The 26,700-nt window shown below is 52.7% G+C and carries 25 protein-coding genes; 15 read left to right on the top strand and 10 right to left on the bottom strand.

All coding sequences use genetic code 11. The features are described from left to right. Positions 1-456: 456 nt before the first annotated feature. The 3 genes from ACKGJP_RS29560 to ACKGJP_RS29550 form a co-directional block, all read right to left on the bottom strand. A complete protein-coding gene (locus ACKGJP_RS29560; protein ID WP_409342354.1) occupies positions 457-1,437 on the bottom strand; it encodes an alpha/beta fold hydrolase in 981 nt (326 codons plus the stop codon). A 220-nt stretch (positions 1,438-1,657) separates the two neighbouring features. Further along, entirely contained in the window at positions 1,658-3,022 is a 1,365-nt protein-coding gene (locus ACKGJP_RS29555; protein ID WP_409342353.1) for a sensor histidine kinase, read from the bottom strand. After that, positions 3,019-3,693, bottom strand: coding sequence for a response regulator transcription factor (locus ACKGJP_RS29550; protein WP_409342352.1), 675 nt, complete (start codon positions 3,691-3,693; stop codon positions 3,019-3,021). The genes ACKGJP_RS29555 and ACKGJP_RS29550 overlap by 4 nt, the downstream gene beginning before the upstream one ends. A 190-nt stretch (positions 3,694-3,883) precedes the next feature. On the opposite strand from ACKGJP_RS29550, the gene ACKGJP_RS29545 reads away from it, so the two are divergent. Beyond that, a complete protein-coding gene (locus ACKGJP_RS29545; protein WP_409342351.1) occupies positions 3,884-4,390 on the top strand; it encodes a DinB family protein in 507 nt (168 codons plus the stop codon). Between the two features lie 119 nt (positions 4,391-4,509). Here the strand turns inward: ACKGJP_RS29545 and ACKGJP_RS29540 are convergent, their stop codons facing one another. Beyond that, positions 4,510-5,076, bottom strand: a complete 567-nt coding sequence (locus tag ACKGJP_RS29540) for a TetR/AcrR family transcriptional regulator (protein ID WP_409342350.1) — start codon at positions 5,074-5,076, stop codon at positions 4,510-4,512. 288 nt (positions 5,077-5,364) lie between these two features. Between ACKGJP_RS29540 and ACKGJP_RS29535 the strand changes: the two genes are divergently transcribed. The 3 genes from ACKGJP_RS29535 to ACKGJP_RS29525 all read left to right on the top strand — a co-directional run bounded on the left by ACKGJP_RS29535 (position 5,365) and on the right by ACKGJP_RS29525 (position 7,723). Then, the gene (locus tag ACKGJP_RS29535; protein WP_409342349.1) at positions 5,365-5,997 is read left to right on the top strand and encodes an HlyD family efflux transporter periplasmic adaptor subunit; all 633 of its coding nucleotides are present in this window, start codon (positions 5,365-5,367) and stop codon (positions 5,995-5,997) included. Then, the gene (locus ACKGJP_RS29530; protein ID WP_409342348.1) at positions 5,981-7,153 is read left to right on the top strand and encodes an ABC transporter permease; all 1,173 of its coding nucleotides are present in this window, start codon (positions 5,981-5,983) and stop codon (positions 7,151-7,153) included. Before ACKGJP_RS29535 ends, ACKGJP_RS29530 begins: the two co-directional genes overlap by 17 nt. 144 nt (positions 7,154-7,297) lie before the next feature. Then, the gene (locus ACKGJP_RS29525) at positions 7,298-7,723 is read left to right on the top strand and encodes a DUF4395 domain-containing protein (RefSeq protein WP_409342347.1); all 426 of its coding nucleotides are present in this window, start codon (positions 7,298-7,300) and stop codon (positions 7,721-7,723) included. A gap of 54 nt (positions 7,724-7,777) precedes the next feature. Here the strand turns inward: ACKGJP_RS29525 and serS are convergent, their stop codons facing one another. Together serS and ACKGJP_RS29515 are read right to left on the bottom strand one after the other, a co-directional pair. Next, a complete protein-coding gene (gene serS, locus ACKGJP_RS29520) occupies positions 7,778-9,052 on the bottom strand; it encodes a serine--tRNA ligase (protein WP_409342346.1) in 1,275 nt (424 codons plus the stop codon). Positions 9,053-9,365: 313 nt separating this feature from the next. Continuing rightward, complete coding sequence (locus tag ACKGJP_RS29515; RefSeq protein ID WP_409342345.1) at positions 9,366-9,794, bottom strand: hypothetical protein; 429 nt, start codon at positions 9,792-9,794, stop codon at positions 9,366-9,368. A gap of 293 nt (positions 9,795-10,087) precedes the next feature. On the opposite strand from ACKGJP_RS29515, the gene ACKGJP_RS29510 reads away from it, so the two are divergent. The 3 genes from ACKGJP_RS29510 to ACKGJP_RS29500 all read left to right on the top strand — a co-directional run bounded on the left by ACKGJP_RS29510 (position 10,088) and on the right by ACKGJP_RS29500 (position 12,891). Then, positions 10,088-10,375, top strand: coding sequence for a 4a-hydroxytetrahydrobiopterin dehydratase (locus ACKGJP_RS29510; RefSeq protein WP_409342344.1), 288 nt, complete (start codon positions 10,088-10,090; stop codon positions 10,373-10,375). A gap of 228 nt (positions 10,376-10,603) precedes the next feature. Further along, positions 10,604-11,359 carry a YheC/YheD family protein gene (locus tag ACKGJP_RS29505; protein ID WP_409342343.1) on the top strand — a complete coding sequence of 252 codons (756 nt, stop codon included), beginning with the start codon at positions 10,604-10,606 and terminating at the stop codon, positions 11,357-11,359. Between the two features lie 314 nt (positions 11,360-11,673). Beyond that, entirely contained in the window at positions 11,674-12,891 is a 1,218-nt protein-coding gene (locus tag ACKGJP_RS29500) for an amidohydrolase (protein WP_409342342.1), read from the top strand. A gap of 137 nt (positions 12,892-13,028) precedes the next feature. Here ACKGJP_RS29500 and ACKGJP_RS29495 read toward each other — a convergent pair whose 3' ends face one another. Further along, positions 13,029-14,618, bottom strand: coding sequence for a sensor histidine kinase (locus tag ACKGJP_RS29495; protein ID WP_409342341.1), 1,590 nt, complete (start codon positions 14,616-14,618; stop codon positions 13,029-13,031). Positions 14,619-14,723: 105 nt separating this feature from the next. Next, the gene (locus tag ACKGJP_RS29490; RefSeq protein WP_409342340.1) at positions 14,724-15,305 is read right to left on the bottom strand and encodes a response regulator; all 582 of its coding nucleotides are present in this window, start codon (positions 15,303-15,305) and stop codon (positions 14,724-14,726) included. 173 nt (positions 15,306-15,478) lie between these two features. Between ACKGJP_RS29490 and ACKGJP_RS29485 the strand changes: the two genes are divergently transcribed. Then, positions 15,479-16,576 carry an HD-GYP domain-containing protein gene (locus tag ACKGJP_RS29485; protein WP_409342339.1) on the top strand — a complete coding sequence of 366 codons (1,098 nt, stop codon included), beginning with the start codon at positions 15,479-15,481 and terminating at the stop codon, positions 16,574-16,576. 10 nt (positions 16,577-16,586) lie between these two features. Here the strand turns inward: ACKGJP_RS29485 and ACKGJP_RS29480 are convergent, their stop codons facing one another. Next, positions 16,587-17,534, bottom strand: coding sequence for a DMT family transporter (locus ACKGJP_RS29480; RefSeq protein ID WP_409342338.1), 948 nt, complete (start codon positions 17,532-17,534; stop codon positions 16,587-16,589). Positions 17,535-17,670: 136 nt separating this feature from the next. On the opposite strand from ACKGJP_RS29480, the gene ACKGJP_RS29475 reads away from it, so the two are divergent. From ACKGJP_RS29475 to ACKGJP_RS29450, 6 genes are all read left to right on the top strand, one after another. Beyond that, the gene (locus tag ACKGJP_RS29475; RefSeq protein WP_409342337.1) at positions 17,671-18,549 is read left to right on the top strand and encodes a LysR substrate-binding domain-containing protein; all 879 of its coding nucleotides are present in this window, start codon (positions 17,671-17,673) and stop codon (positions 18,547-18,549) included. Between the two features lie 760 nt (positions 18,550-19,309). Next, on the top strand, positions 19,310-20,338 hold the full coding sequence (locus ACKGJP_RS29470) for a LacI family DNA-binding transcriptional regulator (protein ID WP_409342336.1): 1,029 nt from the start codon (positions 19,310-19,312) through the stop codon (positions 20,336-20,338). 267 nt (positions 20,339-20,605) lie between these two features. Continuing rightward, positions 20,606-21,766 carry a Gfo/Idh/MocA family protein gene (locus ACKGJP_RS29465; protein WP_409342335.1) on the top strand — a complete coding sequence of 387 codons (1,161 nt, stop codon included), beginning with the start codon at positions 20,606-20,608 and terminating at the stop codon, positions 21,764-21,766. A gap of 49 nt (positions 21,767-21,815) precedes the next feature. Then, positions 21,816-22,925 carry a Gfo/Idh/MocA family protein gene (locus ACKGJP_RS29460; protein WP_409342334.1) on the top strand — a complete coding sequence of 370 codons (1,110 nt, stop codon included), beginning with the start codon at positions 21,816-21,818 and terminating at the stop codon, positions 22,923-22,925. Between the two features lie 321 nt (positions 22,926-23,246). Beyond that, positions 23,247-24,602, top strand: coding sequence for a dicarboxylate/amino acid:cation symporter (locus ACKGJP_RS29455; protein ID WP_409342333.1), 1,356 nt, complete (start codon positions 23,247-23,249; stop codon positions 24,600-24,602). Between the two features lie 185 nt (positions 24,603-24,787). After that, the gene (locus tag ACKGJP_RS29450; protein WP_409342332.1) at positions 24,788-25,507 is read left to right on the top strand and encodes an MtnX-like HAD-IB family phosphatase; all 720 of its coding nucleotides are present in this window, start codon (positions 24,788-24,790) and stop codon (positions 25,505-25,507) included. A 58-nt stretch (positions 25,508-25,565) separates the two neighbouring features. On the opposite strand, the gene ACKGJP_RS29445 is transcribed toward ACKGJP_RS29450, so the two are convergent. Beyond that, positions 25,566-25,772, bottom strand: coding sequence for a small acid-soluble spore protein SspI (locus ACKGJP_RS29445; protein WP_409342331.1), 207 nt, complete (start codon positions 25,770-25,772; stop codon positions 25,566-25,568). 241 nt (positions 25,773-26,013) lie between these two features. Here ACKGJP_RS29445 and ACKGJP_RS29440 point away from each other — a divergent pair, with 241 nt between their 5' ends. Beyond that, the gene (locus ACKGJP_RS29440) at positions 26,014-26,673 is read left to right on the top strand and encodes a potassium channel family protein (protein ID WP_409342330.1); all 660 of its coding nucleotides are present in this window, start codon (positions 26,014-26,016) and stop codon (positions 26,671-26,673) included. The last annotated feature ends 27 nt before the right edge of the window (positions 26,674-26,700 follow it).

Raw genomic sequence — 26,700 nt, 5'->3', positions numbered from 1 at the left:
GCCATCATCTGTAATGTAACTGGAAAAACTACATCTATTTTCTGCTTTTATGGCTTCTAAACCAATTAGATGGAAAATCTACAGGTAATATTACTCGTTTCGGCTATTATTGAAGGAATCAACAAAAAGAACTGTAGTTTTTCCCTGTAGATGCCGATTTTTCATTTTTTAAGCAAAATTAACTGTATTTTTTCCATCAACGCCGGGGCATCAACATGAACAGAACTGACGCGAAAGACTTGAAGTTGGTAGAAAGCGCTAAATCAGTAAACAAATACGCCTCCATCCCACTTCAGCAGTGGTTTTGGAGGCGCATTTTTATAATGGCCCATTCCGTTCTAGCGTTCTGTAATAGCCCCATGTTTTATAAGTTTGCGATCGCATTGCTGCCATTCTCGTTTAAACAGTTACAGAGATAGTTTAGACAATCTGATGTTAAAGATTCATCAACTTTTATCATTTCATTTCTTTCATATATTCCCTGAAGCTCTCAGCGATTTCTTTCGAGCGGGTATGGTGTAAATAATGTCCTCCTTCAAATAGCACTACTTTTCCATGCATTGACTCTTTAGCTTGCTCTTCATGCAGAGATACCCAATCTGGCCTGTCCATATTATTTGACTGTACAAATAAAAGGAGCGGGAGATTTTTAGGGAATGTTAACTTTTGAGCCTTTACAAAATTAGGATAAATATTTTCCATTTCATTCATTATGCTGGAATTATACACGTTTTTGAGAGTAATCATTCTCATTTGTTCTTTTGTTTCATCATCATGAGGCAGTCCGGCATAGGGATCGCTGCCTAGTTTCAAGGCCAATCGGACTAAACCTGATTTTTTGAGAAATTTAAACGTATTTATTGGAAATTCAACATCCATACCGCCTTGCGTCGATACACTGCTATCGATCCCGACAAACGCGCTCACTTCGTTTGGATATTTGTTGACATAATCGATTCCGTATATACCTGCGATGGAGTGACCCATAAGAATATATCGTTCGATTTTCAGACTCTGCAATGCTTCATGAATTTCACTTACTATATTCTCCGTGGTTCGTTCTTTGTCGGTTTCATCGCTTAATCCATACCCAAAAGGCTCAACCGCGACGACTTTATAATAGGGAGACAGCTCTTCCACCAGCGGCTTAAAATCAAGCGCCGGCGCTGCCGTTCCGTAACCGGGAATGAGCACGACGGTTTCTTCGCCTTTTCCTTGAATCAAGACATTCATCTTTTTCCCGTCTACAGGTACTAACTGGCCGTAGGATTGTATTTTTCCTTCCTCCGATTTGCTGCTGATCTTATCGACGATAAAAACAACGGCCATAAAAACGACTATTGCGATGAGTAATACGGCTATTGATTTAAGGATAATGGTAATCGTTTTTTTCATTCTCGTGCTCGGCTTCTTGTTCATTGCCTCTATTTGTTCCATTCTAATCTTCTCCTGTCCCCATCGGTTTATTCCGGCTGCCTCAAACGAACCGTTAAGGAAAGCTTATATGACGAAGATGTACGCCCAATGACGACAATATGAACGGAATATGAACAAGCCAAAAAAAATGCTGCGGCGTCATATGCAAGGAAACTCGCACATCATGCCACAGCATGGAGTAAGCGGTCTAAATAATCCGAATGATACCCTATGGATTCAACTAATCTGTTGAAGTTGTGTTTGGCAAGATGACAATAACGGCCGTTCCTCGGCCGGGCTCGCTTTCCACCCGGATGTCACCTTGATGCAGCGATACGATCTGTTTAACGATGGCGAGCCCCATACCGCTGCCGTCATACTTGCGGCTGTGGGAACGGTCCGCCTTAAAAAAACGCTCGAATATTTTCTTCTGGTCTTCCTGTGAAATGCCGATACCTGTGTCGGATACACGGACCGTCACGTTTTTGGTATCCTGCTTGAGGCTTACGTCAATGACTCCGCCATCGTTAGAAAATTTGATGCTGTTGCCAAGTAAATTCGTCCATACCTGATTTAACAGATCGTGGTCAGCCGCGAGGGTAACCGCCGGCAAATCAAGCTCGAAACGGATGTTCCGGGCCGACCATTGCGGCTGGATCGCGACGATGACCCGTCTAATCTGTTCATCTAGACGGAGCGGGACCGGGCGCAACTGCCGGGACTGCGATTCAAGCAAGCTCAGCTTCAGCAGGCTATCGCTCATCTTGGACATGCGCCGCGCCTCAGCGATGATAATATCGAGATATCGGCTTCGTTCGGTATCTGCGAGGTTTGCTTGCTTAAGCGCTATAGCATACCCGGATATCGAGGTGAGCGGCGATTGCACTTCATGCGACACGTTGGCGACAAAGTCGCGCCGCATCTGTTCAAGCTGCTGCAAGTCGCGCATCATTTCCTCAAAGCTGCGGGCTAACGTTCCCAGCTCGCTTTTTTGCTTAATATTCAGCTTGACGTTGAAGTCCCCGCCAGCAATCCGTTTTGTCGCTTCGGTCAGCTTCTTGAGCGGACTTACCAGGAATACAGCGGCAATCAGAATCAATAAACTTCCTGCTATGAGCGAATACGCCAAAAAGTGCAGTACCCAAGTAATGAAGAATGAGGAGGAAGGAGTAAGCGGCACGACAAACATGGCTTTCGTTCCTTTTTCCGTTTGCAACGGCAATCCTAAGAGCGTGGGTTCCTTTACAGTTGCAGTGACTTCAACAACTCCTCCACCCAGAACTCTCTTTATTTGTTCCTTAGTCACCGTGGAAGTCGTGTGTCCGTAAAGCGATCCGAATGACTGGATTTGATCATGTTCATCATAAATTCGAATATGATAGGAGTTGAGCTGCTTCATTCCGCTTACGAACAAATCCGCTTCACGTAAGGGAATTGTCTCGTATATTCGGACGATGTCCTGGCTAAAGTTAAGTAAGGTCATTTGCGAGTTTTCGTATAATTTATCTTTAAATACCCAAGTTGCCACACCGAAAGCAATGGCAGTGCCCCCGATCACAGAGACTAAAAATGTCAGGACTACTCGTGTGTATAAAGATCGAATCATTCGTTCACCTCAAGCCGGTAGCCAAGCCCGCGCACCGTTTCAATACGAAAATCGGGGGTGGTCGCGAACCTTTCGCGGAGGCGTTTAATATGCACGTCTATCGTTCGATCGTCGCCGGTGTAATCGATCCCCCAAATTTGATCGATCAACTGCTCGCGCGTATAGATTTGTCCGGGTGTTCCGGCGAGCTTATAAAGCAATTCGAACTCCTTAAGCGGCAGCGCGAGTGAATCGGAACCTATCGTCACCTTATAGGTTTGCCGGTCCAGAACGACGCTGCCCAACCGAATCGTCTGCGTGGAGCCGATCCGGTAACGTTTCAGCAGCGCCCCGACACGGGCAGTCAGCTCCAACGGATCGAACGGTTTCGTCAAATAATCGTCCGTCCCCAGTTGAAAACCTTTCACTTTCTCCCATGTTTCACCTCTCGCAGTCAGCATAAGCAGCGGAAGATCGGGATTGCTTCTGCGGAGCTCCTTGCATAACGTCCAGCCGTCCATAATCGGCATCATAATATCGAGCACGACAAGATCGATCTGCGTCGAAGCATAAACGGCGAGCGCTTCCTTGCCGTCCGCGGCTTCGGCCGTGTCGTATCCGTCGTTGCGCAGAAACAAACAGACGAGTTCGCGAATGTTCGCATCGTCGTCAGCAACCAGTATAGTAGGCATCCTAACCCTCTTTTCCTGTTTCCATCCCATTAGTAGTAACCATTAATCCATTATACTATAACATGTGATGGTGCCTTTAAACGGGCAGGGGGAATGGAGTAGTTTCTAGAATACGCGAAGATCGAATTTTTTTGTAAAGTTCAAGTATAATACAATATAAGGGATATCTGAAAAAATGAGGTGGTTTTCCGTGGAACTTCAAGAGATCAATCAAAAATTAAAAGAAACAAGAGACGAATTACTAGCCATTCTTAATGGATTGAGCAGAGATCAATTAGACAAACAGAAAGACTCATACAGTTGGAGCATTAGTCAGGTATGTCAACACCTAATAAAGACGGAAGAATTATATGTCGTAGCAATTAGGAAAGGTTTAAAGAACAAAGAAGATTCATTCCTAGAGAAAAAACCATTAGAATTTCTACTTGATAGGAGTAAAAAGTTAGTTGCTCCTGACATTGCTAAACCAACGGACGGAATATTAGAATATCAAGAAATCATTGAAAAACTGAACAATTCAAGAGAGAAGTTGTATGAACTATTAAACACAGTAGAAGACCCGTCAGTGCTTAGTAGAAGACATTTTGTACACCCTGTTTTTAAAGAAATGTTATTGATTGAATGGGTTGCATCACTGTACTTGCATGAACAAAGACATATTAAACAAATTATTGAAATTAAAGATGGATGTAAGTAAGGGCGCATGCGGCTAGGAAAAAGAGAAGAGTTCATCGATCCGCGCGCTGCGCGGTTTTTTTGTGTGGATAATGTTTTCCCTGCTTTTTAGATGGTGCGCCTCACAGCTCGGTCGCAGCTTTAGGTCTTAATTAGCCCTTTGGCATGCTGCTTGCCTGCCGTGAGAAGGCTGTCGCTGAGTTCACAGTCATTGACTGATCGTGCCAGCACTAGCGTTCCGACCATAGTACTAAGCAGTACGCTCCCTTTGGCTGTGTCTACATTCGCCACATTGGAAAGAAAGTCAATCATTCGTTCCAGCTCGCAGGTGAACACCTGCCGAACCTCATCTGAGGACCGGGGAATTTCACCGGAAAGAGCAGGTAGAATGCAGCCCATCTCTGTTCGGTCACGGTGATGCGGACTTAAATAGTAATCAATGACGGCATTGATTTTGGGACCCGTAATCTCCCGGTCAGCGGCTTCCTGTAAAAATGAAATCGTATCGCTAATGGCGTAGCGGCAGGCTTCGGCGACCAGCTGCTCTTTGTTGTCAAAGTGCGCATAGAACCCTCCATGAGTCAGTCCGGCTCCTTTCATAATGAAAGGGACGCTTATGTCGCGAATCCCGTTCGTACGAAAAGCTTTAGCGGCACTTTCAATGATCTTGCCTCTAACTTTTAACTTATGACCTTCAGGATAAGGCATCGCGATCACTCCGTTGCTTATAAATCTACCTCAAAATATTATAGTCATCATAATAAAACGTGTCAATTTTTCTTATGACAGCCGCTAGTAATAGAGCAAGAATAAACGAGGCTATTGACCGGATTAAAATATGATGATTATAATATATTGCGATCATCATATTTTGAGGCGCGGTTTATTAGGAGAGGTGATCATGAAGGCTGCCGAGAACGCCGTTCGAAAATCAGAATGACTAGAAATAATGAGCAGAACGTTTGGAAGCATTCGGGGAGAGGGAGAGATCGAACAATGAAACTTAAAGCAGGTCTGTATATGGGAATTGCCGTCGCGGTTATTGCAGGAGGCGCGCTTCTTGCTTCTAAAGGCAAAGATGCAGTCAGTCAGGCGGAGAGCAGAAAACAAGGCGTGCTTGAGGCGGAGCAAAAAATGATCGTGTATGACAAAAGTCCGGGGACAATCGTTAAAATCAACGCAACTGCAGGCGATTCCATCCAACAGGGAGACCTTCTATTCAAGGTGAAATCAGCCGAAGGAACCGAGGTGGACGTGCTTTCGCCGGATGATGGATGGATTAGCAGAAGCATGGTAAAGCCGGGAGATCAGCTTGCGCAAGGCATGCCGGTTGCAGTTGTGCAAAAGGCCGCCTATTATGCGGACATTTATGTGCAAGAGGGGGAAATTCAGAAGCTAAATGTCAATAAAAGCGTCCAGGTTCGTTTTCCCTATCTGAAGCGTTCTGCCCAAGTCGACGGCGTTGTCTCTTCGATCTCGGCCGCCCCTCAATTTGCCAGCTTGCGCATGACGCGCGAGAGGGGGCAAGCCGATTTAAGTATGTTTCTTGTCAGAATATCCGTAAATTCAAACTCCGATCTTCTTCCGGGTATGACAGCGGAGGTGGACCTTGATGAAATCGCTGATTGAGGAGTGGAAGTACGTAGCGGGCAGCAAGTTCCTTCTTACAATCTTTATCGGCCCGCTGATTGCCGCTTTGTTTTTTGGGTTGATGTTTTCGAAAAACCAAATCAGCAAATCGCCGGTTGTCATTATTGACGAGGACCACAGTTCTTATTCGCGACAATTGATTTCGAAAATGAATGCGTCCCCCTATATGAAAGTCACGAATGTATTGGCCAACCGCATGGCCCCCGAAACCTTGCTGGCAAACGAGCAGGCTATAGCGGTCGTTATCCTTCCTGAACAACTGGAGTTGCGTAAGTTGCAAGGCAAGTCTTCGAATATCGGGATTCTAATGGATAACACGATGCCCTCAGGGCTAATGGGTATCCGAACCGCAATTCAAGAGATCCTCGCAACGGAAAATATGACTCTTTCCATGACGCGTCTGGGGCAAAGCGGGATGGATGCGGAAACGGCCAAAGGGCTTATATCTCCGCTATCTCTCCAACAGCGAATGCTGTTTAATCCGACGACAAGTTATGTCGACTTTATGGTTCTTGGATTTGTGAATATAATCGTGCTTATGTTGACAACAAGCGCAGCCGGATCGATTGCGCCTCGTCTTCGCAAAGAAGGGAAGCTGCTTGCCAACGGCGTATCGCCTGTCCAGCTTTGGGTTCGCAGCGTACCTTATGCTGTTCTGAGTACATTCTCTTTAATCCTAAGCTATGGACTATTGAAGCAAGCAGGAAATATGCGGTTTGAAGCAGAGCTTTATCTTTTTATTATCCCCTTGCTGGTTTATTCTTTTGCCTTGTCTCTTGTGGGGTTATTGATTGGTTATACGGCCAAAGAAGCGTCCAAAATGGGTTCGCGAACGAGTCTTGTCTTGTATCCGTCCTTTTTGGCTACGGGGATTCAGTTGACCCCGCTTGCATTTCCAATGTTTTTTCAGGTCATCGCATGGGCGTTGCCGATGAACTGGCTTAACCGTTTCATACGTGGAATGGCATTTCGGCATGGATCGCTGACAGCTTACAGTTTGGAGATAGGAGCATTGTTGGTCATTATTGGCGTTGCGTCCTTGTTAATCGGATTTTTGATGCTTCGTGAAGCGCGCAAAACGAATTCCCCTATAGAGCAGCGTGCAGCTTCAGGCGTTTTATCGGTAAGCAATTAAAAAGGAAGAGCCGATGAATTGCAGATAGGATACATGAAAACGACACATATGTCGTTTATTTTGGGAATTTTCGCAGGGGAGCATTCACAAGCCGGTTGAATAGCAGTATAATGGCGATAAACCTAGTGGAAAGGTCGGATTTTTGTGAGTGCTCCAATAGCTTCGATTCCGCGTCCGCTTGTCAGAACGAACCAATGGGTAATCGTACTTTCCGTCATCCTGACATGGATTACCGGTTATTACTGGATTCTAGCGATTCCGTTAATCGCCGGCATTTCCGGCGTATGCTTTGACTTCAACCCGGTTATGCAGCTGGCCAGGAGGTTTCTGCGCAAGCATCCTTCCGAATATGTGCCGGAGGATAAAGAACAGCAGCAGTTCAATCAACTGCTGGCCGTCGGCTTTCTGGTGGTCGCGCTGATCAGCTATCTTCTAGATTGGACGGTGTCCGCTTACGTCTTTACGGCGATGGTCGCTTTGGCGGCAGTTGTCGCCATTCTGGGCTTTTGCGTCGGGTGCTTTATACAATACCAGTGGAAAACGTATAGAGCCGGAAAGCAGCACAGATAACGTATACCAAAAAAAGCCCCGCCAGCGCACCGTCAGCGCGAAGCGGGGCTTCGTTCATTTCAATTCCTCGAGTCCATGCATGTACTTTCGCAGCGCAGCCGGTACGTAAACCGAGCCGTCTTCGCGCTGATGATTTTCGAGCAGCGGAATGAGAATACGAGGGGTGGCGACGGCCGTATTGTTCAGCGTAAAACAGCAGCGGGTTTGTCCGTTCTCGTCCCGGTAGCGGATTCCCGAGCGACGCGCCTGAAAATCGGTCACATTCGAGGCCGAATGCGTCTCGCCGTAATGGCCCCGGCTTGGCATCCACGTTTCGATGTCGTATTGCTTGTAGTTTTTTTGGCTCAAATCGCCGGTGCAGACGGCGACGATACGGTAGGGCAGCTCCAGCAAGCGCAGCAGCTGCTCCGCGTTATCAAGCATTTCAAGCAGCAGCCGTTCGGCTAGCTCGTGATCGTCCCGGCATAGGACGACCTGTTCGACTTTGGCGAACTGGTGCACCCGATAAAGCCCTCGCACGTCGCGTCCGGCAGAGCCGGCTTCTTTGCGGAAGCAATTCGATACGCCGGCAAGCCGGATCGGTTCGTTTACATCGATGATTTCCCCCGCATAGTAGGAAATGAGCGGTACCTCCGACGTGCCGACAAGCCATTTGTCCTCCTCGTCTATCTGGTACGTCTGCTCCCGTCCGGTCGGGAAAAAGCCGGTGCCTGCAAGCGCGTCGCCGCGCGCGATCAGCGGCACGTCCATAATCGTGTACCCGCGTTCGTGGAGAAAGTCGATCGCGAGCTGCTGAACGGCCCTATGCAGATGCGCGCCCGCTCCTTTAAGAAAATAGCTGCGCGTCCCTCCGACCTTGACGCCTCTCGGGATATCGAACAAATGCAAGGCTTCGCCTAGCGCGACATGATCGCGGGCCGCAAAATCGAACTCGGGAACCGTTCCCCACCGTCTTATCTCCACATTGTCAGCATCCGACGCTCCGACCGGCGTATCCGGCGAAACGACGTTCGGCACGAGCAGCATCAGCTGCTCATACTTGCCGTTAACCTCTTCGTGACGTTCTTCGAGCCGTCCAAGCTCGGCATTGACCTCGCCCGCCCGAAGCTTCGCCAGGGCAATCTCCTCGTCCTTTTTCTCCTTCATTAGCCGGGGGATCGCTTGAGAGATGCGATTTCTCTCCTTTCGCAGCGCTTCGATTCCGCCAAGCAGCTCTCTGCGTTTTTCGTCAGTTTCCAGCAGCTCCGGTACCGAAAGGGCAATCCCCTTTTGTACGGCAATTTGTTGAACTTGGTCGGCATGTTCCCGGATAAAACGAATGTCCAGCATCTTGCATTCTCCTTTCGCGAGTAAAAAAACACAAAAAGCGCCCTCATCCGATTGGGACGAGGAGCGCTCTGCTCGCGGTGCCACCCAACTTGACCGGTTCGCTTGCGCTAATCCGATCCGCTTGGTTTCGCTGTAACGGGCTGCCCGGTTATTTTAGAGAGCGCAGGTTCGTTTGCCGCTCCGGTCATAAACGCCTCCGAGTTGGATGCTCATCATAGGCATAGTTTTTTTGTGAAATTAGAGACATTATAGGGCAAAAGTGAACGTAAAGCAAGCGGCATCGGCTGCTTGTCTTTTAGATTCAGCTCAAGACTTAGAAAGTCGCGGTCTTCGGGTCCTGCAGCTGCTGGCCGGTTTCTTTGGGGCCGAACACCTTTTTATCGAATAGGGTGATCAGAACGAACAGAACGACGCCGATTAACAATAGGGAAGCGGTGCCGATAAAAACGCCGAGCGTAGCCGCGTTCTCCGCTTTAATGTAAAGCAGGAAGCCGATCGGCATGGTCGTTCCCCCTAGGAGCGATGTCCACGCTTGCAGCTTGGATAGCTTTAGCATGCCCGGAGTAAACAAATAATAAAAGATGCCGAAGGCGAACATCGAAAGCCAGCCGAGCACTAAAATGTGGGAATGAACGGGAATGATCGAGTAATCCTTGCGGCCGGCCATGTCAGAACCGATGAATACGCCAATCATCAAATATACAGCGGCAACCCGAATGAACCATTTCGTATAAGAACGCATCGTCCCTGCCTCCTTGGGAAATGTGAATTCCTTAAATAGTCATGCGTGACTAACTTATTGTCATTATATCGTTGCATCGGCAGTATAGTCAAGAGTGACTATTTTCGTGTGAGACCGTACGTTTTTTCTTAACCGTTGTATACGATTATGCCGCGATTGGCTTAGCCGCAGTAGAAGGATCCGCATGAAGTTTCAAAACCAAAATGCACAAATATTACACATGGTCATCCCGCTTCAGAAGGCGTAATATGAAAACATGTGATGTTTTCTTGCAGGCTGAAAGGGGTCGCGCCATGATATTGTCCGAGGATCAAATCGCCGTAAGGCTGAACGCTGAAAACGGGTGGGAGCTGGTGGACGAGAAGTGGATCGTCAAAAGGTATAGGTTTCGAAAGTTTTTGGACGGCGTCGCGTTTGTCCAGCGCGTTGCGCAGACCGCGGAAAGGTTGAATCACCATCCCTTAATTGCCATCGATTATAAGCTGATTACGCTGCGGCTCACCTCTTGGCATGCCGGCGGGCTGACGGAGCTGGATTTTACGGCTGCCGCTGAATTCGACCGTGCTAGATTCCCCGCTTAAAACCATCATAGAAAGCCGCTCTGCTTGATCAAGCAGAGCGGCTTTTTCCTTATTCCGTCCTTTTACACTACGCCGATAGTGTTATCGCGCCCGTATTTTCACTCGGCGGCTGACCGCCCAACCAGAAGCATCGCCGGACACATACGATAGAAATGTCGAAAGCATTCGGCGGTTCGAATGCCGCGGACGGATACGCAACGCGTACTATGGCGGAAAGAGGGCGACAGCATGCAGCGTCACGTTGTTAGCAAATGGGCCAAAACGGAAGCGCTTCTTGAGTATGAATCAATCAAGCCGTTCATTCCAAAGACGATGAGGATGACGGCCGGCAATTTGCGTGACATGCTAGAGCAATTGCGGATGGTTTATGTTAAGCCTGATAAAGGCACGTATGGCGGAGGCGTCATGCGGGTCGAAATAACCGGCGGGGAGCAGCCTCTTTACCGGTATCAGCTGGGCGAGCGGGTTCGTAAGTACCGTACGTACCCGGCGCTGTTTCGCAATATCCGCAGATCCGCCGGCAGGAGGAGCTATCTTGCGCAGAAAGGGATTCATCTGCTCACCTATAAAAACAGGCGCTTCGACCTCAGGGTGATGGTTCAGCTGAATCCGCAAAAGAACTGGGAAACGACGGGAATTATCGGACGTGTCGCTCATCCGCGCAAAATCGTGACGAATTTTCATAACGGGGGTAAGCTGGTTCCGGCGGAAACGCTGCTGGGCGCATCGGCAGGTACTTCCGAGAAAGCGCAAAAGGTGCTTCATAAGCTGGAAAAGTTGGGTGTCGAAGTAGGCGAGGCGCTTCATAAGCGATACCCGGGCATCCGCGAAATCGGAATCGACGTCGGTCTCGACGGCGAACTGAAGCCGTGGATCTTAGAGGTCAACACGAGACCGGATCCGTACATTTTCCGCAGATTGGCCAACAAAGGCATTTTTGCGCGGATCATCCGCTATGCGAACGTTTACGGAAGAGTGACGTAAGGAACGCCGAATAAGCGGCGCCGGTTGCGGTTGAATGTTAGATGGAGAAATTGCAGACAATGTTACCTGGAGTAGACAAAGGAACGATAGAACCTGTAGATAAAGGAACGATTGAACCTATATAGCGAATCTGCCCTCAACTGTAGAGAAGGCGGCTTCGCTATTTTTGTTTTGCACGCGCCTATAACCTGTTCGGCAGGTGTGTCCGATCCATGGAGGGTACAGCAGGGAGCGCCGAGAAGTGGTTTGCCGGTAATAGGCATGCTACTATAAAAGGGTCGTACTTACCTAATTCCGTCTGGGAGGAATGCAGCATGTCTACATATTGGCTTACGAATGTACGTTTGGAAAGCGGTTTTGAATTCGAGGGAGGCAGCGTGATAGGGACGCAAACCGAGCTTTGTCATTTGCTTGTCGAGAACGGGGTCATATCCCGGATCGCCCCGGCTGCGGAAGCGCCGGAGAGCGGGATCGAACAGCTGGACGCCAAGGGATTGCTGCTGCTGCCTCCGTTCAAGGAAATGCACATTCATATCGACAAGACGTATTACAGCGGCCCGTGGAAAGCCGTCCGTCCTGCGACGAAAGGCATTTTCACGCGCATCGAAGAGGAGAAGGAACTGCTCCCTAAGCTGCTTCCTACCGCAGCGGACCGGGCAGCCCGCATGCTGGAGCTGCTGCTGTCGCACGGCTCCACCCATGTGCGTACGCATTGCAATGTAGACCGGGCCATCGGGCTGAAGCACGTGGAAATGCTCCAAGAGGTGTTCGCGTCGTTCGAAGGGCGGCTAACGCATGAGATCGTCGCCTTCCCGCAGCACGGCTTGCTTCTGTCGGATGCGGCGCCGCTCATAAGGGAAGCGCTCCGCCAGGGGGCAGGACTCGTTGGAGGCGTAGATCCGGCCAATGTAGACGGCAACGTGGAGAAATCGCTGCATACGATGATGGAGCTCGCCGTCGAGGCGGACGCCGACATCGATCTGCATTTGCACGACGGCGGCTCTCTTGGGATCTTTACGATCAAGCGTCTGGCGGCGCTGACGGAGGAAGCCGGCTGGCAAGGCCGCGTGACGATCAGTCACGCCTTCGCGCTAGGCGACGCCTCCTCTCCGCAGGCAGAGCTGGCGGAGAGGCTGGCGTCGCTCGGCATCGGCATCACGACGTCCGTGCCGATGGGACCGGTCATCCCGCCGGTGCCGCTGCTCCGCGACAAAGGCGTGTCCGTGTCGCTCGGCACCGACAGCATCAACGATCACTGGTCCCCATTCGGCAACGGGGACAATCTGGAGAAAGCCGGCCGCCTTGCGGAACGGTTCGGGTGGAGCGGGGAACGGCAGCTGGCCGGCGCGCTTGCGCATATCACGGGCGGCGTGACGCCGCTCGACGCTGCGGGAAGCCGCGTTTGGCCGGCGGTAGGCGCCGACGCCAGCGGCGTGCTCGTCGAGGCGGGCTGCTCCGCCGAAGCGGTGGCGCGCCGGGCGAAACGCCGCGCCGTGCTCCACCGCGGCAGCGTCGTCAGCGGTGCGCTGTAAGCGGCTGGCCCGGCGGTCGCCGTGCGCATGCCCCGGCGCCCGCAAGATGGAGCCGCCGGCTGCTCGCATTCGCCGCCTCCCCAGCTACGCAAAAGGATCCCGATCGCTGCATCGCAGCCGTTCGGGATCCTTTTTTGTTACGTCGCATGGGGCACCGGCTGCTTCCGCTCCTCCAAGGCGATCTCGACGTTCGACGCGCGCCAGGCCGGAAAGCGGAGCGCGATCGTCGTTCCGACGCCGGGCTCGCTTTGCGCGATATAGACGGTGCCGCCGTGCTTTTGCATGACGGCGTAGCAGTAACTAAGGCCTATGCCATAGTTGGACGCATTGTTTTTAGTCGTATAGAAGGGCTCGAAAACCGTTCCCCATTGGGTCTTCGGAATACCGACGCCGTTATCCGCGATGGCGACGATGACGTCGTTCCCGCTGCGCGAAACGCTCACCGTTACTTTGCCGCCTCCGGCAGCCATCGCGCCTGAAGCCGACTTTGCGCGGATGGCTTCGACCGCATTCAGACACAGGTTGCCGACCGCTTCGGCGACATGGGTTTTGTCACAGCGAAGCCGGATACGGCTGCCGGACATGAAGGCGAAGGAGATGCCGCGTTCTTCCGCTAACGGAAGCAGCGAAGCGAGCGTCGACTCGATCAGCGGATTGAGCTCGCCGTCATGCTCGCGCAGCACGATGTCGTCCGTCTTTTCCTTGATACGCCCGGTCATGTCGAGCATGTGCGCGGATATCCGCTCGAGGCCGGAAACCATGCGGAGCGCCGCATCCTTATCGCCGTTCTCGATATGCTGCTTTAGCCGTTCGCCGATGTAATTGATTTTGCTCACTTCGTTCTTGACCGTATGATTGAACATGCGCGTTCCCGCCGTCATCGCGCGCAGCGACGTGTCCAGCCTGTCTTTATCCAGCCGCAGCTTCAGACCGAGCAAGCCGTAACGCATCACGAAGATGAAGAAGGTCACGATAACGGCCGCGACAACGACCGTGTGAAACGTATTCATGTCGTTGAACAGGATCAGCGATTTCCGGTATTGGGTGTTAAAATAGTTCATGACGATCAGCTTGCGGATCGCGATGAAATCGAACATATAAATCGCCACGACCGGGATGGAGACGATAGCGGCTGCCCTCAGCTTTTGGGGACGCGCTGCCGGATCCCGTTCTTTCATGCACGCGCGCACGTACAAGAAGGTGCCGGCAAACAGATAACCGATACCCGTGACGACTGCCGGATCGCCTGAAATGATTCCGATACGAACGCCGTTCGGATTGTAAGCAGGATAAACCGCGACTTGGAGGAGCTGCCAAGCGAAGGGAGCGAGAGCCGGAATGCCGAGTGCAACGGACAGCCGGGTGCGCCAAGCGGCGGGGATCGTATGGTCGAAGTGGATCGCACTCAACAAGAACGCATAACTGAGCGCATACAGCGTCGTTCCGGCCAGCAGCAGCGTAAGCCAGAACAAGGAGGTTTCAAACCAGTTCATATTCAAATAGGCGTTGCCGGCGAAAGCCGCATACCGCCCCGGATCGCCTAGCGATCGATACAAGTCCGGCCACCAGATGGGAATAAAGTCATGTAAGATGACGGATGCGCTCCCGCAGCCTCCGACCAGCAGCACGATCCCGACCGAACGCGCGAAGAGATGGCGGCCGTTCGTAAAAAGCAGGAACAAGCCGAGCCCCCAACATATGAGGAGTACGAGGACAATCTGAATCATGGATGATCACACCGCCAGCCCGCGCAGCGAACGTTCGTTATGGGCCCGGTCATCAAGAAATCGGGCGCACGGCAACCGCTCTCGGTAGTGAAAACTGACATCTCGTCAGTCCTCCTTAAAAAACACGAGTTTATTTTTCATGCTGCGCAGCTGCGACTTGATCGTATTGACCGATTTGCTCAATTTCTCCGAAATTTGCGTTTTGCTGAGCCCTTCCTTGCGCAGCTCGAACACTTCGCGCTCCATCGGGGACAGCGACATCAGCTGGATTTCCGTCCGCAGCAGATCGGCGGCGTCGGAGTGAATGGCAGCGCGCTCGGCATGCGCGTCCCGGATCGCTTTTACGATATCCTTATAGCTTGATTTGGTAATATAATTGACCGCTCCGACCTGAAAGGCCTTCAGAATAACTTCCTTCTCCGTCATGGAGGTCAGCATGATGACCTTGCTTTGCGTATTGAGCCGGCTTACCATTTCGGCTGCTTGCAGGCCGTCGAGGTTGTTGCCGGTCAAGTTGATGTCCATCAGAATAACGTCGATCTCCCGTTCCTGCGCAGCTTGAACGGCCGCCTCCTTCGTATCTGCAATGCCTACGAACTCGATATCGCTTTCGAGCTGCAGATCCTCGGACAATTGCTGCTTCCAAAAAGGATCGTCCTCTACCAACAACACGCGAATACGATTCATCTTCACGCCACCATCCGTTCCCATACATTCAAAGACAGTATAACAGAGCAATGGAATGCCCGGTAGGATGATTTTTTTTCACCCCCCGGGATGAGAAAAGTTCATCCTTCTCCGCTTGCTTCGGCTCTTCTATACTGCATATCAGGATAGGTGCAGCGAAAGGGGAATGTAGCATGCGATTGCTTCCGATACAGCATTGCGGCAAAGGCATGATATTAGGGAAATCGGTATATTTGAACGGGAAAAGCTTATTGATCAGAGAAGGCACGGTGTTGACGGAAACGAGCTTGAACAAGCTTGCGCGTATCGGCATACAGGTTCTTCACATCAGGGAAAACGCTCAGGACAGCGCACGAACCGACAGCGCCCGCTATAAGGAAACGATGCACGCGCTGGAGATGCTGCTAGCCGGCGTATACGACCGGCTTTACCGCGACAGGAGCACGGACGGACTTGCCGAAATGCTGGACAATTGCCGGGATGCGGTAGAGAAGCTGTCGAACGTCTTGCTGAACGGGCAGAGGATGTTTAAGCCTTTTGTGTGGGCGGCCATGACGCTTGATTCGCGCAAACGCCATTTTATCGAAAACGCTCTCCACGTTTGCGTAAACACGATTACGTTCGGCTTGCGCTCGGGATGCGTCGGCGGAGAGCTGTACGCGCTCGGTCTCGGCGCTCTGCTGCATGATCTCGGCAGTTTGAGATTCACCTGCGATTCGAACCGGCATCCTCAGGAAGGCTACACCCTGCTTAAGCATTTCGGACTGATGCATTTGACGGCTATCGCCGTTTTGCAGCACCATGAGCGTATCGACGGGAGCGGCTACCCGCTCGGCCTGAAGGAGGGAATGATCGATCCGTTCGCGAGGTGGATCGGGCTTATCGATTATTTCGACGTTCTCGTTCACGGACGCGGAGGGGAATGCCCGATGCCTCGCCATGAAGTCGTAGAGCTGCTTTACAGCTGCGCGGGCTCCTTGTTCGATTTGGCGGATGTCAGGCGGTTTTGCAGTCATTTGGAGCTGTTTCCGCCAGGCTCGAACGTGCGGTTAAGCTCGGGAGAATACGCTATCGTGACGGATGTGGACAAGCACTTGCTGAGGCCGGTCGTCAGGGTGATCCGCAACGCCCGCGGCGAGACGCTAAGACGTACGCATGAGATCGATTTGTCGCAGGAGCTGCATCTCGTGATTGAATCGATCGACCAGACGGAAACGTCCGCCTACCGAGCCGAAGAGATGCTGGAGCTTGCGCTGGTCGCAAGCCGCTAGGAGTGTGCTCTTAGCCGGCTGCGCCCGGCGCCGGACCGGCCGCTTTTTTGCGCTGATATAAGTTGTTGGCGATCAAGGCGCCGACGATCAGCAGCGTTCCGATCCCGTCATGGACGGTGATCCGGTAGCCTTGCAGAGCCGATATGATGAAGGTCGTCACGGGTACGAAATTGATAAACAGAATCCCGTTGATCGGCGTCAGTATTTTAATGCCGGAATTCCAGCAGATGAGCGCCGCAATACCCGCTATCAGCACCATGAAGCCCAGCTCGAAGCCGACTGAGAATACCGCTTGAAGGGAAGGCACGCTCACCGCGCCGAATGCCGTCAAGACGGTTACGATCGCAAGGGAGGTGGCCGTGCCGAGAGCGCAGCTAAGAGCGGAATAGCGGAGGACGGACCAATCCTTGAAGGCATGCCCGCCTATCGTATAAACCACCCAGCCCGCCACCCCGGCAAAAATAAGCAGAACCGGCAAAACGCCGCCGCCGCTTAGCAGGAACGCGTTGACATCCCCTTTGGTGATCACCAGGAAGCAGCCGATGAATGCCGTCACCATGCAGCAGATCGTCAAAGGCTGCGGCTTGCGCTGCTTGAAAATCCAGAAGAGCAGCACGGAGATGATCGGCATTTGCGCTTCCAGAACCGATGCCAGAATGACCCCGGACGTCCCCAATTGATTTTGCCCCCAGAATACGAGCAGGTTGTATACGGTAAACGCCATCGTTCCATAGAACCACAGCGCCTTGCCCCGGCCTTCCAGACGCAAAGCGGATTTGCCTTCTTTCGCCCACAGCAGAACGAGCAGAAGTATGGAAACGAGCGTGTAACGGATAACGGAAAAATAAGTCGGGCTAACGTGGACAAACGCGTTCTCCGCGATTGGGAACATGGCTCCCCATGCGACGCTTGCCGTCAAGCACAGGGCGGCGCCTTTTAACATGCGATGGTTATTCATGAATGTACGAAGCCTGCCTCTCGATGATTGATGCGAACCTTATCATATCCTCCCTTTACCATCATGTAAAATGATTGAAATTGATAAATTTCATCATTAAAATTGATGTCACAATGAGGGAGAGAAGGAACAGGGCATGGAAATAAGCGATTTTCGCATCTTTCGTTCGGTTGCCGATCACGGCAGCGTCAGCAAGGCGGCGAAGGAGTTAAACTATGTGCAATCCAACGTCACCGCCAGAATCCAGCAGCTCGAGCAGGAGCTCGGGACGGTGCTGTTTAACCGGCATCGCCGAGGCGTTGCGTTAACGGCAGACGGGAAGAGGCTGATCGTTTATGCGGAGCAGGTGCTCGCGTCGATCGAGGAGATCAAAAGGGCGTTCCAGGATTCGGACGACCCGTCCGGCCCTCTGGTCATCGGTTTGGTGGATACGGTGTCCAGCTTGTCCCGGTTGCTGTCCGAATTTTACGGGCGGTATCCGCGCATCGATTTGTCGCTTATGACCGGCGTGACCGAGCAACTGCTGAAAGAGGTTCTCCAGTACAGGCTCGACGGCGCCTTCGTCAGCGGGCCGATCCGGCATCCGGATATCGCGCAAGAGCAGCTGATGGAGGAGGAGCTGGTTCTTATTGCCAAAGCCGAAGGCGGGCCGGCAACGTTGGAGGAATGCAAGACAAGGCCGCTGCTCGTGTTCCGGGACGGCTGCGGGTACCGCGCAAGGCTGATGCAATGGCTGGAGGCGGAAGGCATCAAGCCGGCAAAAGTCATGGAATTCGGCGTAGGCACGCTGGAAACGCTGCTAGCTGTGGTCAAGGCGGGCCTCGGCATCTCGCTTGTTACCAGGTCGATCGCAGAGCAGCTGGAGCGGCAAGGCAGCATTCGCTGTTTTTCGATTCCCGGCGAGCTTGGGCGGGTGTCGACGGTGCTCATATGGCGGAACGATGCCTATATGACAGGCGGTTTACGGAAGCTGCTGGACACGGTTCGTTCCATACGAGGCGCAAGCGGGAGCTGAGCGCTTTTGACGCTAGCGGGTCCCTTTTGAAGAGACGCCGCCGGCCGTAGTTTCGATTGTCCGCCAAGTGGGCGCGGTTGAGGGGGCGTTGTTGTTCTGCGCTGTGCAACATCCTGTCGCGAAAGAGCAGCGATGGAGGGAATGTTGTACGCTATACAACATTTTATCGCGAAAGAGAGCAGCGATAGAGGGAATGTTGTACGTTTTGCAACATAAATGCCTCTTATGGGGGAAAAGGGATCGTGAATGCTACGAAATGTTGTATTCCATACAACAAACGGGCTGCCGATGCAAGAAAACGATAGAAAATGCTGCATATTTTGCAACATATGCCCGCGGGCAAGGAACGCCGGAGTGATTGTCTCCGGCGTTTGGTTTGGAACAACGCGGTTCTCCCCTGCCCGTTGCGGCGCTGCATGACGGCGGATAGACCCTTTTCAAGGGTACCTTTCGATGCGCGCAAGGTTTCCGGCTTGAAAGATACGACTCGTTTCCCCCTTGGGAGAGAGTATTTGATGTGAGCCAATATAAACTTCGAGAGATGTTGTTCTACTCGGCAAATGTACGGCTGCGGCGTCTTAGAAAGGCGTTTATCAATATCATTTTCAAGACTCCTTTAGTGTGCTTGGCGGCATACGGAAATGCCTTACAAAAGGCGGAAAAACGATTGACAAGCGAGGCTATCGGGCGCATAATGTACACGTGTACATGTACGTGCGTACATAGGGAATGGGATAGACGGAATAACGGAGGATTACCCATGACAACCAGAAAAGAAGTCGCGGATCGAGCGGGCGTGTCTGAAGCGACCGTGTCGCGCGTACTAAATAATGTGGGGCCGATCCGGGAAGAAACGAAGCGCAAAGTGTTGGAGGCAGCGAAGGCGTTAAATTACTACCCCAGCGCACTGGCGCGCAGCTTCGTACGCCGCAAGAGCGGTAACCTCGGGGTTGTGCTGCCGTATGTGCCGAAGGTGAACGTTTTTTCCACCTACTACTTTGCGGAAGTATTGAGCGGGATCGGCGGGACGGTGCGTGAGAACGGCTACGATCTGCTGCTGATGTTCCGGTCACCGCTGGAGTCGATGGACTACGCCGGATTGTTCAAGTCGCAGAAGGTGGATGCGCTTATCATTCTCGGGTCGCGCGACGTGCCGGAGGAGAGGGAGGCGCTTCGCCTTCTGCAGGAGGAAGGGCACCCTTTCTGTCTGATTAACCAGCATTTTATCGGCGAGACGTTTCCGGAAATCGATGCGGAGCATGCGCAGGGCAGTCTGGAGGCGGTGCGCCACTTGATCGGGCAGGGTGCGAAGCGCATTGCCTTCCTCAACGGTACGCTCGACTACTCGAACAGCGTCGACCGGCTGGAAGGGGTTCGGGCGGCGTTCGCGGAAGCAGGGATGCCGCTCGATCCCGCGCTGATGCTCGAAGGCAATTACAGCCGCAAAAGCGGGTATGCAGCGGCCGCTGCCGTATACGCGATGCGCGATGCGCTCGACGCGATCTTCGTAGCGAACGATCGGATGGCGATTGGTCTGATGCAAGGATTGCGCGAGCTCGGCGTCAATACGGAAGCGTTACCGGCGATCGTCGGCTACGACGATTCCGATGCGGCGCGCGTGACCGATCCGCCTCTAACGTCGGTTCACGTGCCGTTCTACGAAATGGGCAAGCGGGCGGCGGAAAGGCTGATCGCGCCGGTTGAGGGCTCCGAAGGGGCAAACGCCCAGCGCGAAATACTCGGCACGCGGCTCGTCGTACGGAAATCGAGCGGACTTCGCGAGAAGTGACGGCTGAAACTTAGGCAGAAGGAGCTGCTTGCCCAGCTCTAGCAATAGGCATCGGTATCACAGACGACTACCTTGACGCTAACTCGTATACGGCACAGCCTTCGCTTTCGGTTACGCTAACTCGTGTACGTCACTGCCTTCACTTCTCGTTAAGCTTGCTAGTGCTCTCTAGCACGCAATGCTAACCCGATCTTTTCAAAAATGCTTGCCAACAGTGCTTACCCGCTCGGCATAATATTCGCCGGGAATCTTGGAGGAGGCGTGAGGATGAAACAAGTGAATATCGGCATGATCGGCTACAAGTTTATGGGCAAGGCCCATAGCCACGCTTACCGTGATTTGCATATGTTTTTTCCGAAGACGGTCCGGCCGGTCATGAAAGCGATCTGCGGCAGGGATCAAGAAGGCGTCAAGCAGGCGGCCGAGCAATTCGGCTGGGACAGCTGGACGACGGACTGGCGCGAGCTTGTCGCGCGGGACGACATCGACTTGATCGACATCAACGCCCCAAGCGATGCGCACAAAGAGATCGCGCTGGCGGCGGCGAAGGCCGGCAAGCATATTTTTTGCGAAAAACCGCTGGCGCTGTCCCTGGCCGATGCTCGCGAAATGCTTGAAGCGGCGGAAGCGGCCGGCGTGAAGCACATGACCGGCTTCAATTACCGCTTCGCGCCCGCCGTCAGACTTGCCCGCAAGCTGATCGAGGAAGGGCGGCTCGGCCGCATCTATCATTTTCGCGCCGTCTTTCTGCAGGATTGGATCATCGATCCGGAATTCCCGCTCGTTTGGCGGCTGCAAAAGGATATTGCCGGCTCCGGCTCGCACGGCGATTTGGGCGCGCATTTGATCGATCTCGCGCATTATTTGATCGGCGATATGACCGAGGTTGTCGGGACGAACGAAACGTTCGTCAAAGAGCGTCCGCTCCCCAGCTCCATGACGGGGCTGAGCGCCAAAGGCAGCGCAGATGCGCCGCGCGGTCCGGTGACGGTGGACGATGCCACGTTGTTTTTGGCGCGGTTCGCGAACGGGGCGCTCGGCAGCTTCGAGGCGACGCGCTTCGCGGCCGGCCACCGCTGCACGAACGCTTTTGAAATCAACGGAAGCCTCGGCAGCGTCAAGTTCGACTTCGAGCGGATGAACGAGCTGCAGGTGTATTTGGCGGAAGACGACGCCGACGTTCAAGGGTTTCGGCGCGTGCTGGCGACCGACCCGGCGCATGCCTATAGCGAAGCGTGGTGGCCGCCCGGGCATACGATCGGTTACGAGCACACGTTTATCCACGAAGCGGTCGAGCTCATGGAAGCGCTTGAAGAGGACCGCCAGCCGGTACCGAGCTTCGCCTGCGGGGTGAAATGCCAGGAAGTGCTCGAGGCGGTCGACCGCTCCATCGCGGAGCGGCGTTGGGTGAGGCTCGAAGAAGTATAAATCGGCTCGACAATTGAGCAAGTATCCATTTATTTAGGGAGGGCTTTTCGTGAATGTGACCAAAGTAGGTATAATCGGATGCGGGAATATTAGCGGCATCTATTTCAAAAATGCCAAGGAGCTGTTCGGCAATTACGAGATTGCAGCCTGTGCGGATATCGATGTCGAGCGGGCAAAAGCAAAGGCGGAAGAGCAAGGCATCGCCAAAGGCTGCAGCGTGGAAGAACTGCTTGCCGATCCGGAAATCGAGCTCGTCATCAACCTGACGATACCGGCCGCTCACGCGGAAGTCTGCATGCAGGCGCTGCGCGCAGGCAAACACGTATACGTGGAGAAGCCGCTGTCGGTTACCCGCGAAGACGGCCGGAAGCTGCTGGAGCTTGCTGCGGAAAAAGGGCTGCGTGTCGGCTGCGCGCCGGATACGTTTCTTGGCGGCGGCATCCAGACGTGCATCAAGCTGATCCGCGACGGCTGGATCGGCCAGGCGGTGGGCGCAACCGGCTTTATGGCAAGCGGCGGGCCGGAGTCCTGGCATCCTGCGCCGGAGTTCTTCTACAAGAAGGGCGGCGGCCCGATGTTCGACATGGGCCCCTACTATTTGACCGCCATGGTAGCCATGCTCGGCCCGATTGAAAGAGTCACGGGATCCGCCCGCATCACGTATCCCGAACGGATTGTGACCAGCGCAGAGAAATACGGGCAATCGGTTGAGGTCGAGGTGCCGACGCATGTTTCCGGCGTATTCGACTTCCGCAACGGCGCGGTCGGCTCGCTCATGACGAGTTTTGACATCTCGGGAGGCTCCACGCTGCCGAGGATTGAGGTATATGGAAGCCTTGGCACGCTTGTCGTTCCCGATCCGAACACGTTCGGTGGCCCGGTCAAATACCGCCGCAAAGGAACGAAGGAATGGGCGGAGATTCCGTTAACGCACGGCTTCTCGGAGAACAGCAGAGGCATTGGCGTGGCCGACATGGTCGCAGCGATCGTGAAAGGGCGTCCTCATCTCGCCAGCGGCGAACTGGCGTACCATGTGCTGGAAGCCATGCACGGGTTTCATGACGCGTCCCGCGAAGGCAAGCACTATGCGATGCAGAGCGTGTGCACGGCGCCGGAGCCTTTGCCGATAGGCATGACGAAGCTGGAATGGCGACTCTAAAGGCATCGTGAAGCAACGAAAGAGCAAGTTAAGCGCTTACAGATATAACGTTCTACATATCATTTTCTAGCATACCTTATAGCAAAAGCAAAAAAACTTCAGCGGATTGTGCAGAAGTCTTTTTGCTTTTTTTGATCCAAACCGTCCTGCATAGCGGCGGAGCCGTACGAATAAATCAAGGTTTCGGGCATCCTATACGCAACGGACGGGAGATGAAAAATAACGTAAAAATCATATTGACAGTTTGAAGAAACGGAAGTATTATCGTTACTAACTAAGAAACACCTACTAGTCAGGTAGGTAAAATGGGAGATGAGTCGCTTGAAAAACAACTTGTGGACGGCCATCGAGACGAACTGGATAAGCTTGCTTGTTTCCGTAGTTGTCATCGGCCTTCTTTATTTCCTTGCGCGGAAGCGTGTGGGCTTCGGTTACCGGGTCCTGCTTGCCCTTGGGCTGGGACTTGTCAGCGGAATCGTATTCAATTCCTACAAGCTGGACGCTACCAGCGTCACAACGATCGGCACGATTTATGTCAACCTGGTCAAAATGCTCGTTATCCCGCTGGTCGTCGTACTGGTCATCAGCAGCATTACTTCGATATCGAGTTTGGGACACTTGCGCAAGATCGGGATCAAGACAATTTCCTGGTTTCTGATTACAACCGGTATCGCGGCGCTGATCGGCCTTCTGGTCGCCCTTGCGATCGATCCGGGAGCGGGCATCGAGCAAGCGGTGTCGAAAGACTTCAAGCCTCGCGATATTCCGAAGTTCTCGCAAGTTATCCTTGATCTCGTTCCGTCCAATCCGATTAACGAAATGGCGGCGGGCAAGGTCGTACCGGTTCTTATTTTCGCCATCTTCGTCGGGATTGCGATCGTACACGTCGGCTCGAAGAAGCCGGACGTCGTGCAGCCGGTCAAACAGTTTATCGATTCGCTGGCTGCGGTACTGCACCAGGTTATCAAATACATCATTCGCTTGACGCCATACGGGGTTTACGCCTTGATTGCGGCAATGGCGACGAAGTACGGGCTTGAAACGCTGTCCCCGCTCGTAAAAGTGATTTTGGCAACCTACGTCGCATTGATCATTCACTTCATCGTAACGTTCGGCGGCTTGGTGACCTTCGTGGCGAAGGTGAATCCGTTCAAGTTTTTCAAAAAAGCGTATCCGACGATCGCGGTCGCGTTCACGACCCGAAGCAGCTATGCTACCTTGCCGGTTAACCTGGAGGTTATTACGAAGCGGCTGCGCGTTTCCCCGAAAATCGCCAGCTTCATAGCGCCGCTCGGAGCAACGATGAACATGAACGGCTGCGGAGGCGTGTGGCCTGCGGTAGTAGCCATTTTCGTAGCGAAAGTTTACAATATTCCGATGGGCATTTCGGAGTACATCCTGATCGTGCTAGTCAGCATGATTTCGTCCGTCGGGGTTGCCGGCGTACCGGGTCCGGCGTCCATTTCGACCACGGTCGTACTGACCGCGCTCGGCTTGCCGCTCGAAGGTCTTGGTCTGGTGCTTGCGATCGACGCCGTTGTCGATATGGGCCGTACGGCGGTCAATGCAACGGGAACGACGGTTACCTCGCTGCTCGTGGCCAACTCGGAAGGCGAGTTCGACAGGGATTCGTTCAACCGAGATGAAGAAGATCAATTGGATCTGAATTTAGCATAAGAAACGAACGTTTGGCAATGCCTATTAGTCCTCTACGGCGGTTGACGCTCTCTGACTGAGCGGGTACACTGGTCATAGGACGTGCGAATCCTCCTTTCTCACGAAGGGAGGATTTTGTTTTGCGCGGTTTTGAAAACGATATGAAAACAATGGCATCGAAATGCAGTACGAGAGGGGACCGGACTATGAACAACCTGGTAATCGTCACGGATTTTGACGGCACGCTCATGAAGGAGGACGTTGGGGATATTCTAATGAAGGAGCTTGGCGTCATGGAACGTCCGGAAACGCAGGAGGTGACCCGCAAGTTCATCGACAGAGAGCTCGGCACGATGAAATGGATCGAGGTGGCTTACTCTTTTCTCGAAGGCAAGCAGAAGGAAGTCGACGCTTTGCTGGAAAACGTTTCTCCGCGTCAAGGTGCGCTAAGGTTTCTCGACTTTTGCAGCGAACGGGGAATTCCGGTTATCATTCTGAGCGACGGCATGGCTTATTATATAGAAAAATTAACGCGCAAATTCGATATTCAAGTACAGGAAGTGATCTCTAACCCGATTCGCTATTTGCCTGACGGCGGATATTCACTCGGATTTCAAAACCCGAATGAAAGCTGCCGCTGGTGCGGCTGCTGCAAGGCGGATGCCGTTCGGCGGGTGAAAGAAACCGGAAGCAAAGTCGTTTACATCGGAGACGGCGTCAGCGATCTGTACGGATCGGGTTTTGCGGATTGGATTTTTGCCCGCCACACGCTGGCTCGTTTTTTGACGGATTCGGGCGAGCAGTATTATCCGTTCGAGACATTTGACGATATTCTGGATGTATTTGCCCGCGATTACGAGGCTTTCTCGGAGGGAACCGCCGCCCGTAAGCGCTCGATAGAGAATACGTTTTGCCGGTTTGCTTAAAGGAAAAGACCATGCTTATTGCGCATGGCCTGTGAATGAATCCTCGTAAACAATCGATTTAATGAACCAGATGGTCTTTTAGCGTATCGACCAAGGTTTGCTGAGTCGGCGCATCGCTGTGCTGCCAAATGATCTCGAACAGAACGCCGAGTCCGGGCAGCGCACGATCGTCGCCGCCGATCGAGCCTTCGATAACCTCCCGCAATTCCGAGTCCGATTTGTCCTGAACCCGCTGTACGATCGCCTGCCGCAAATCCAAATTCATGAAGAACGACCTCCGCTGTCATGATATCTTGCCTAAACACGCTTCGTTTCCGGTTTACTTTGCCCGGATTCGCCCGCCTTCATCCATCGAGCGTGGATAAGCGCCGCTTGGGAATAATAAGTTTCGGCGGACTTTCTTTCGGCTCCGCGGGAAGGGCAAGGGTATCGGCAGACGCTGTCGAGCGGCTCTCGGTTGTGTGCTATAATAAGGATGAAGAACACGAGTGGAGGACGAACAGCCGATGAAGAAGCAATTTGCCATAATCGGAATGGGCCGTTTCGGCTCGAGCGTGGCCAAATCGTTAAGCGGGCTTGGCTTTGAAGTATTGGCCATCGATTCCAGCGAAGCGCGGGTACAGGAAATAAGCGGCATCGTAACGCATGCCATTCAAGCGGACACGACCGACGAAGAAGCGCTTCGGGCACTAGGCGTCCGCAACTTCGACGTCGTTGTCGTCGCGATCGGTCAAGATATTCAATCGAGCATTTTGACTACGCTCATCTTGAAGGATCTCGGCGTTTCCAAAATTATCGTGAAAGCGCAGAACGAGCTTCACGGCAAGGTGCTGAAGAAGATCGGCGCGGATAAAGTCATTTTCCCGGAACGGGATATGGGCATGCGCGTCGCTCATCATTTAATATCGCCCAACATCCTCGATTATATCGAGCTTTCGGAAGATTACAGCATCGTGGAGATCAAGGCTTCCGGCTCGATGCTCGGCAAAAATTTGCGGGAGCTTGATATTCGGGCCAAATATTTCTGCAACGTGATGGCGATCAAGAACGACAACAAAATGAACATCGCTCCGCATGCCGAGGATTTGATCGGCGAGAGCGACATACTCGTCGTTGTCGGCAAAAACGAAGATTTGCGGCATTTTGAAATGTCGTTCTCGGAATAGAAGGGAATCGGAATCATTCCTATGACT

The sequence above is a fragment of the Paenibacillus litoralis genome (assembly GCF_046244365.1).
Taxonomy (GTDB): domain Bacteria; phylum Bacillota; class Bacilli; order Paenibacillales; family NBRC-103111; genus Paenibacillus_V.
Note: the sequence above shows the minus strand (reverse complement) of the source record. Positions and strands in the feature narration are given on the sequence as shown.

Excerpts from the sequence above, each read along its gene's own strand:
- ACKGJP_RS29445 (WP_409342331.1), bottom strand. The coding sequence starts at position 25,772 with ATGAATTTGGATTTGCGGCAGGCGATCGTACAGCGGGTTCAGGACAAA.
- ACKGJP_RS29535 (WP_409342349.1), top strand. The coding sequence starts at position 5,365 with ATGAAACTTAAAGCAGGTCTGTATATGGGAATTGCCGTCGCGGTTATT.
- ACKGJP_RS29470 (WP_409342336.1), top strand. The coding sequence starts at position 19,310 with ATGACAACCAGAAAAGAAGTCGCGGATCGAGCGGGCGTGTCTGAAGCG.
- ACKGJP_RS29530 (WP_409342348.1), top strand. The coding sequence starts at position 5,981 with ATGAAATCGCTGATTGAGGAGTGGAAGTACGTAGCGGGCAGCAAGTTC.
- ACKGJP_RS29495 (WP_409342341.1), bottom strand. The coding sequence starts at position 14,618 with ATGATTCAGATTGTCCTCGTACTCCTCATATGTTGGGGGCTCGGCTTG.
- ACKGJP_RS29500 (WP_409342342.1), top strand. The coding sequence starts at position 11,674 with ATGTCTACATATTGGCTTACGAATGTACGTTTGGAAAGCGGTTTTGAA.
- serS (WP_409342346.1), bottom strand. The coding sequence starts at position 9,052 with ATGCTGGACATTCGTTTTATCCGGGAACATGCCGACCAAGTTCAACAA.
- ACKGJP_RS29560 (WP_409342354.1), bottom strand. The coding sequence starts at position 1,437 with ATGGAACAAATAGAGGCAATGAACAAGAAGCCGAGCACGAGAATGAAA.
- ACKGJP_RS29515 (WP_409342345.1), bottom strand. The coding sequence starts at position 9,794 with ATGCGTTCTTATACGAAATGGTTCATTCGGGTTGCCGCTGTATATTTG.
- ACKGJP_RS29555 (WP_409342353.1), bottom strand. The coding sequence starts at position 3,022 with ATGATTCGATCTTTATACACACGAGTAGTCCTGACATTTTTAGTCTCT.
- ACKGJP_RS29465 (WP_409342335.1), top strand. The coding sequence starts at position 20,606 with ATGAAACAAGTGAATATCGGCATGATCGGCTACAAGTTTATGGGCAAG.
- ACKGJP_RS29550 (WP_409342352.1), bottom strand. The coding sequence starts at position 3,693 with ATGCCTACTATACTGGTTGCTGACGACGATGCGAACATTCGCGAACTC.
- ACKGJP_RS29485 (WP_409342339.1), top strand. The coding sequence starts at position 15,479 with ATGCGATTGCTTCCGATACAGCATTGCGGCAAAGGCATGATATTAGGG.
- ACKGJP_RS29505 (WP_409342343.1), top strand. The coding sequence starts at position 10,604 with ATGCAGCGTCACGTTGTTAGCAAATGGGCCAAAACGGAAGCGCTTCTT.
- ACKGJP_RS29540 (WP_409342350.1), bottom strand. The coding sequence starts at position 5,076 with ATGCCTTATCCTGAAGGTCATAAGTTAAAAGTTAGAGGCAAGATCATT.
- ACKGJP_RS29480 (WP_409342338.1), bottom strand. The coding sequence starts at position 17,534 with ATGAATAACCATCGCATGTTAAAAGGCGCCGCCCTGTGCTTGACGGCA.
- ACKGJP_RS29475 (WP_409342337.1), top strand. The coding sequence starts at position 17,671 with ATGGAAATAAGCGATTTTCGCATCTTTCGTTCGGTTGCCGATCACGGC.
- ACKGJP_RS29450 (WP_409342332.1), top strand. The coding sequence starts at position 24,788 with ATGAACAACCTGGTAATCGTCACGGATTTTGACGGCACGCTCATGAAG.
- ACKGJP_RS29440 (WP_409342330.1), top strand. The coding sequence starts at position 26,014 with ATGAAGAAGCAATTTGCCATAATCGGAATGGGCCGTTTCGGCTCGAGC.
- ACKGJP_RS29490 (WP_409342340.1), bottom strand. The coding sequence starts at position 15,305 with ATGAATCGTATTCGCGTGTTGTTGGTAGAGGACGATCCTTTTTGGAAG.
- ACKGJP_RS29510 (WP_409342344.1), top strand. The coding sequence starts at position 10,088 with ATGATATTGTCCGAGGATCAAATCGCCGTAAGGCTGAACGCTGAAAAC.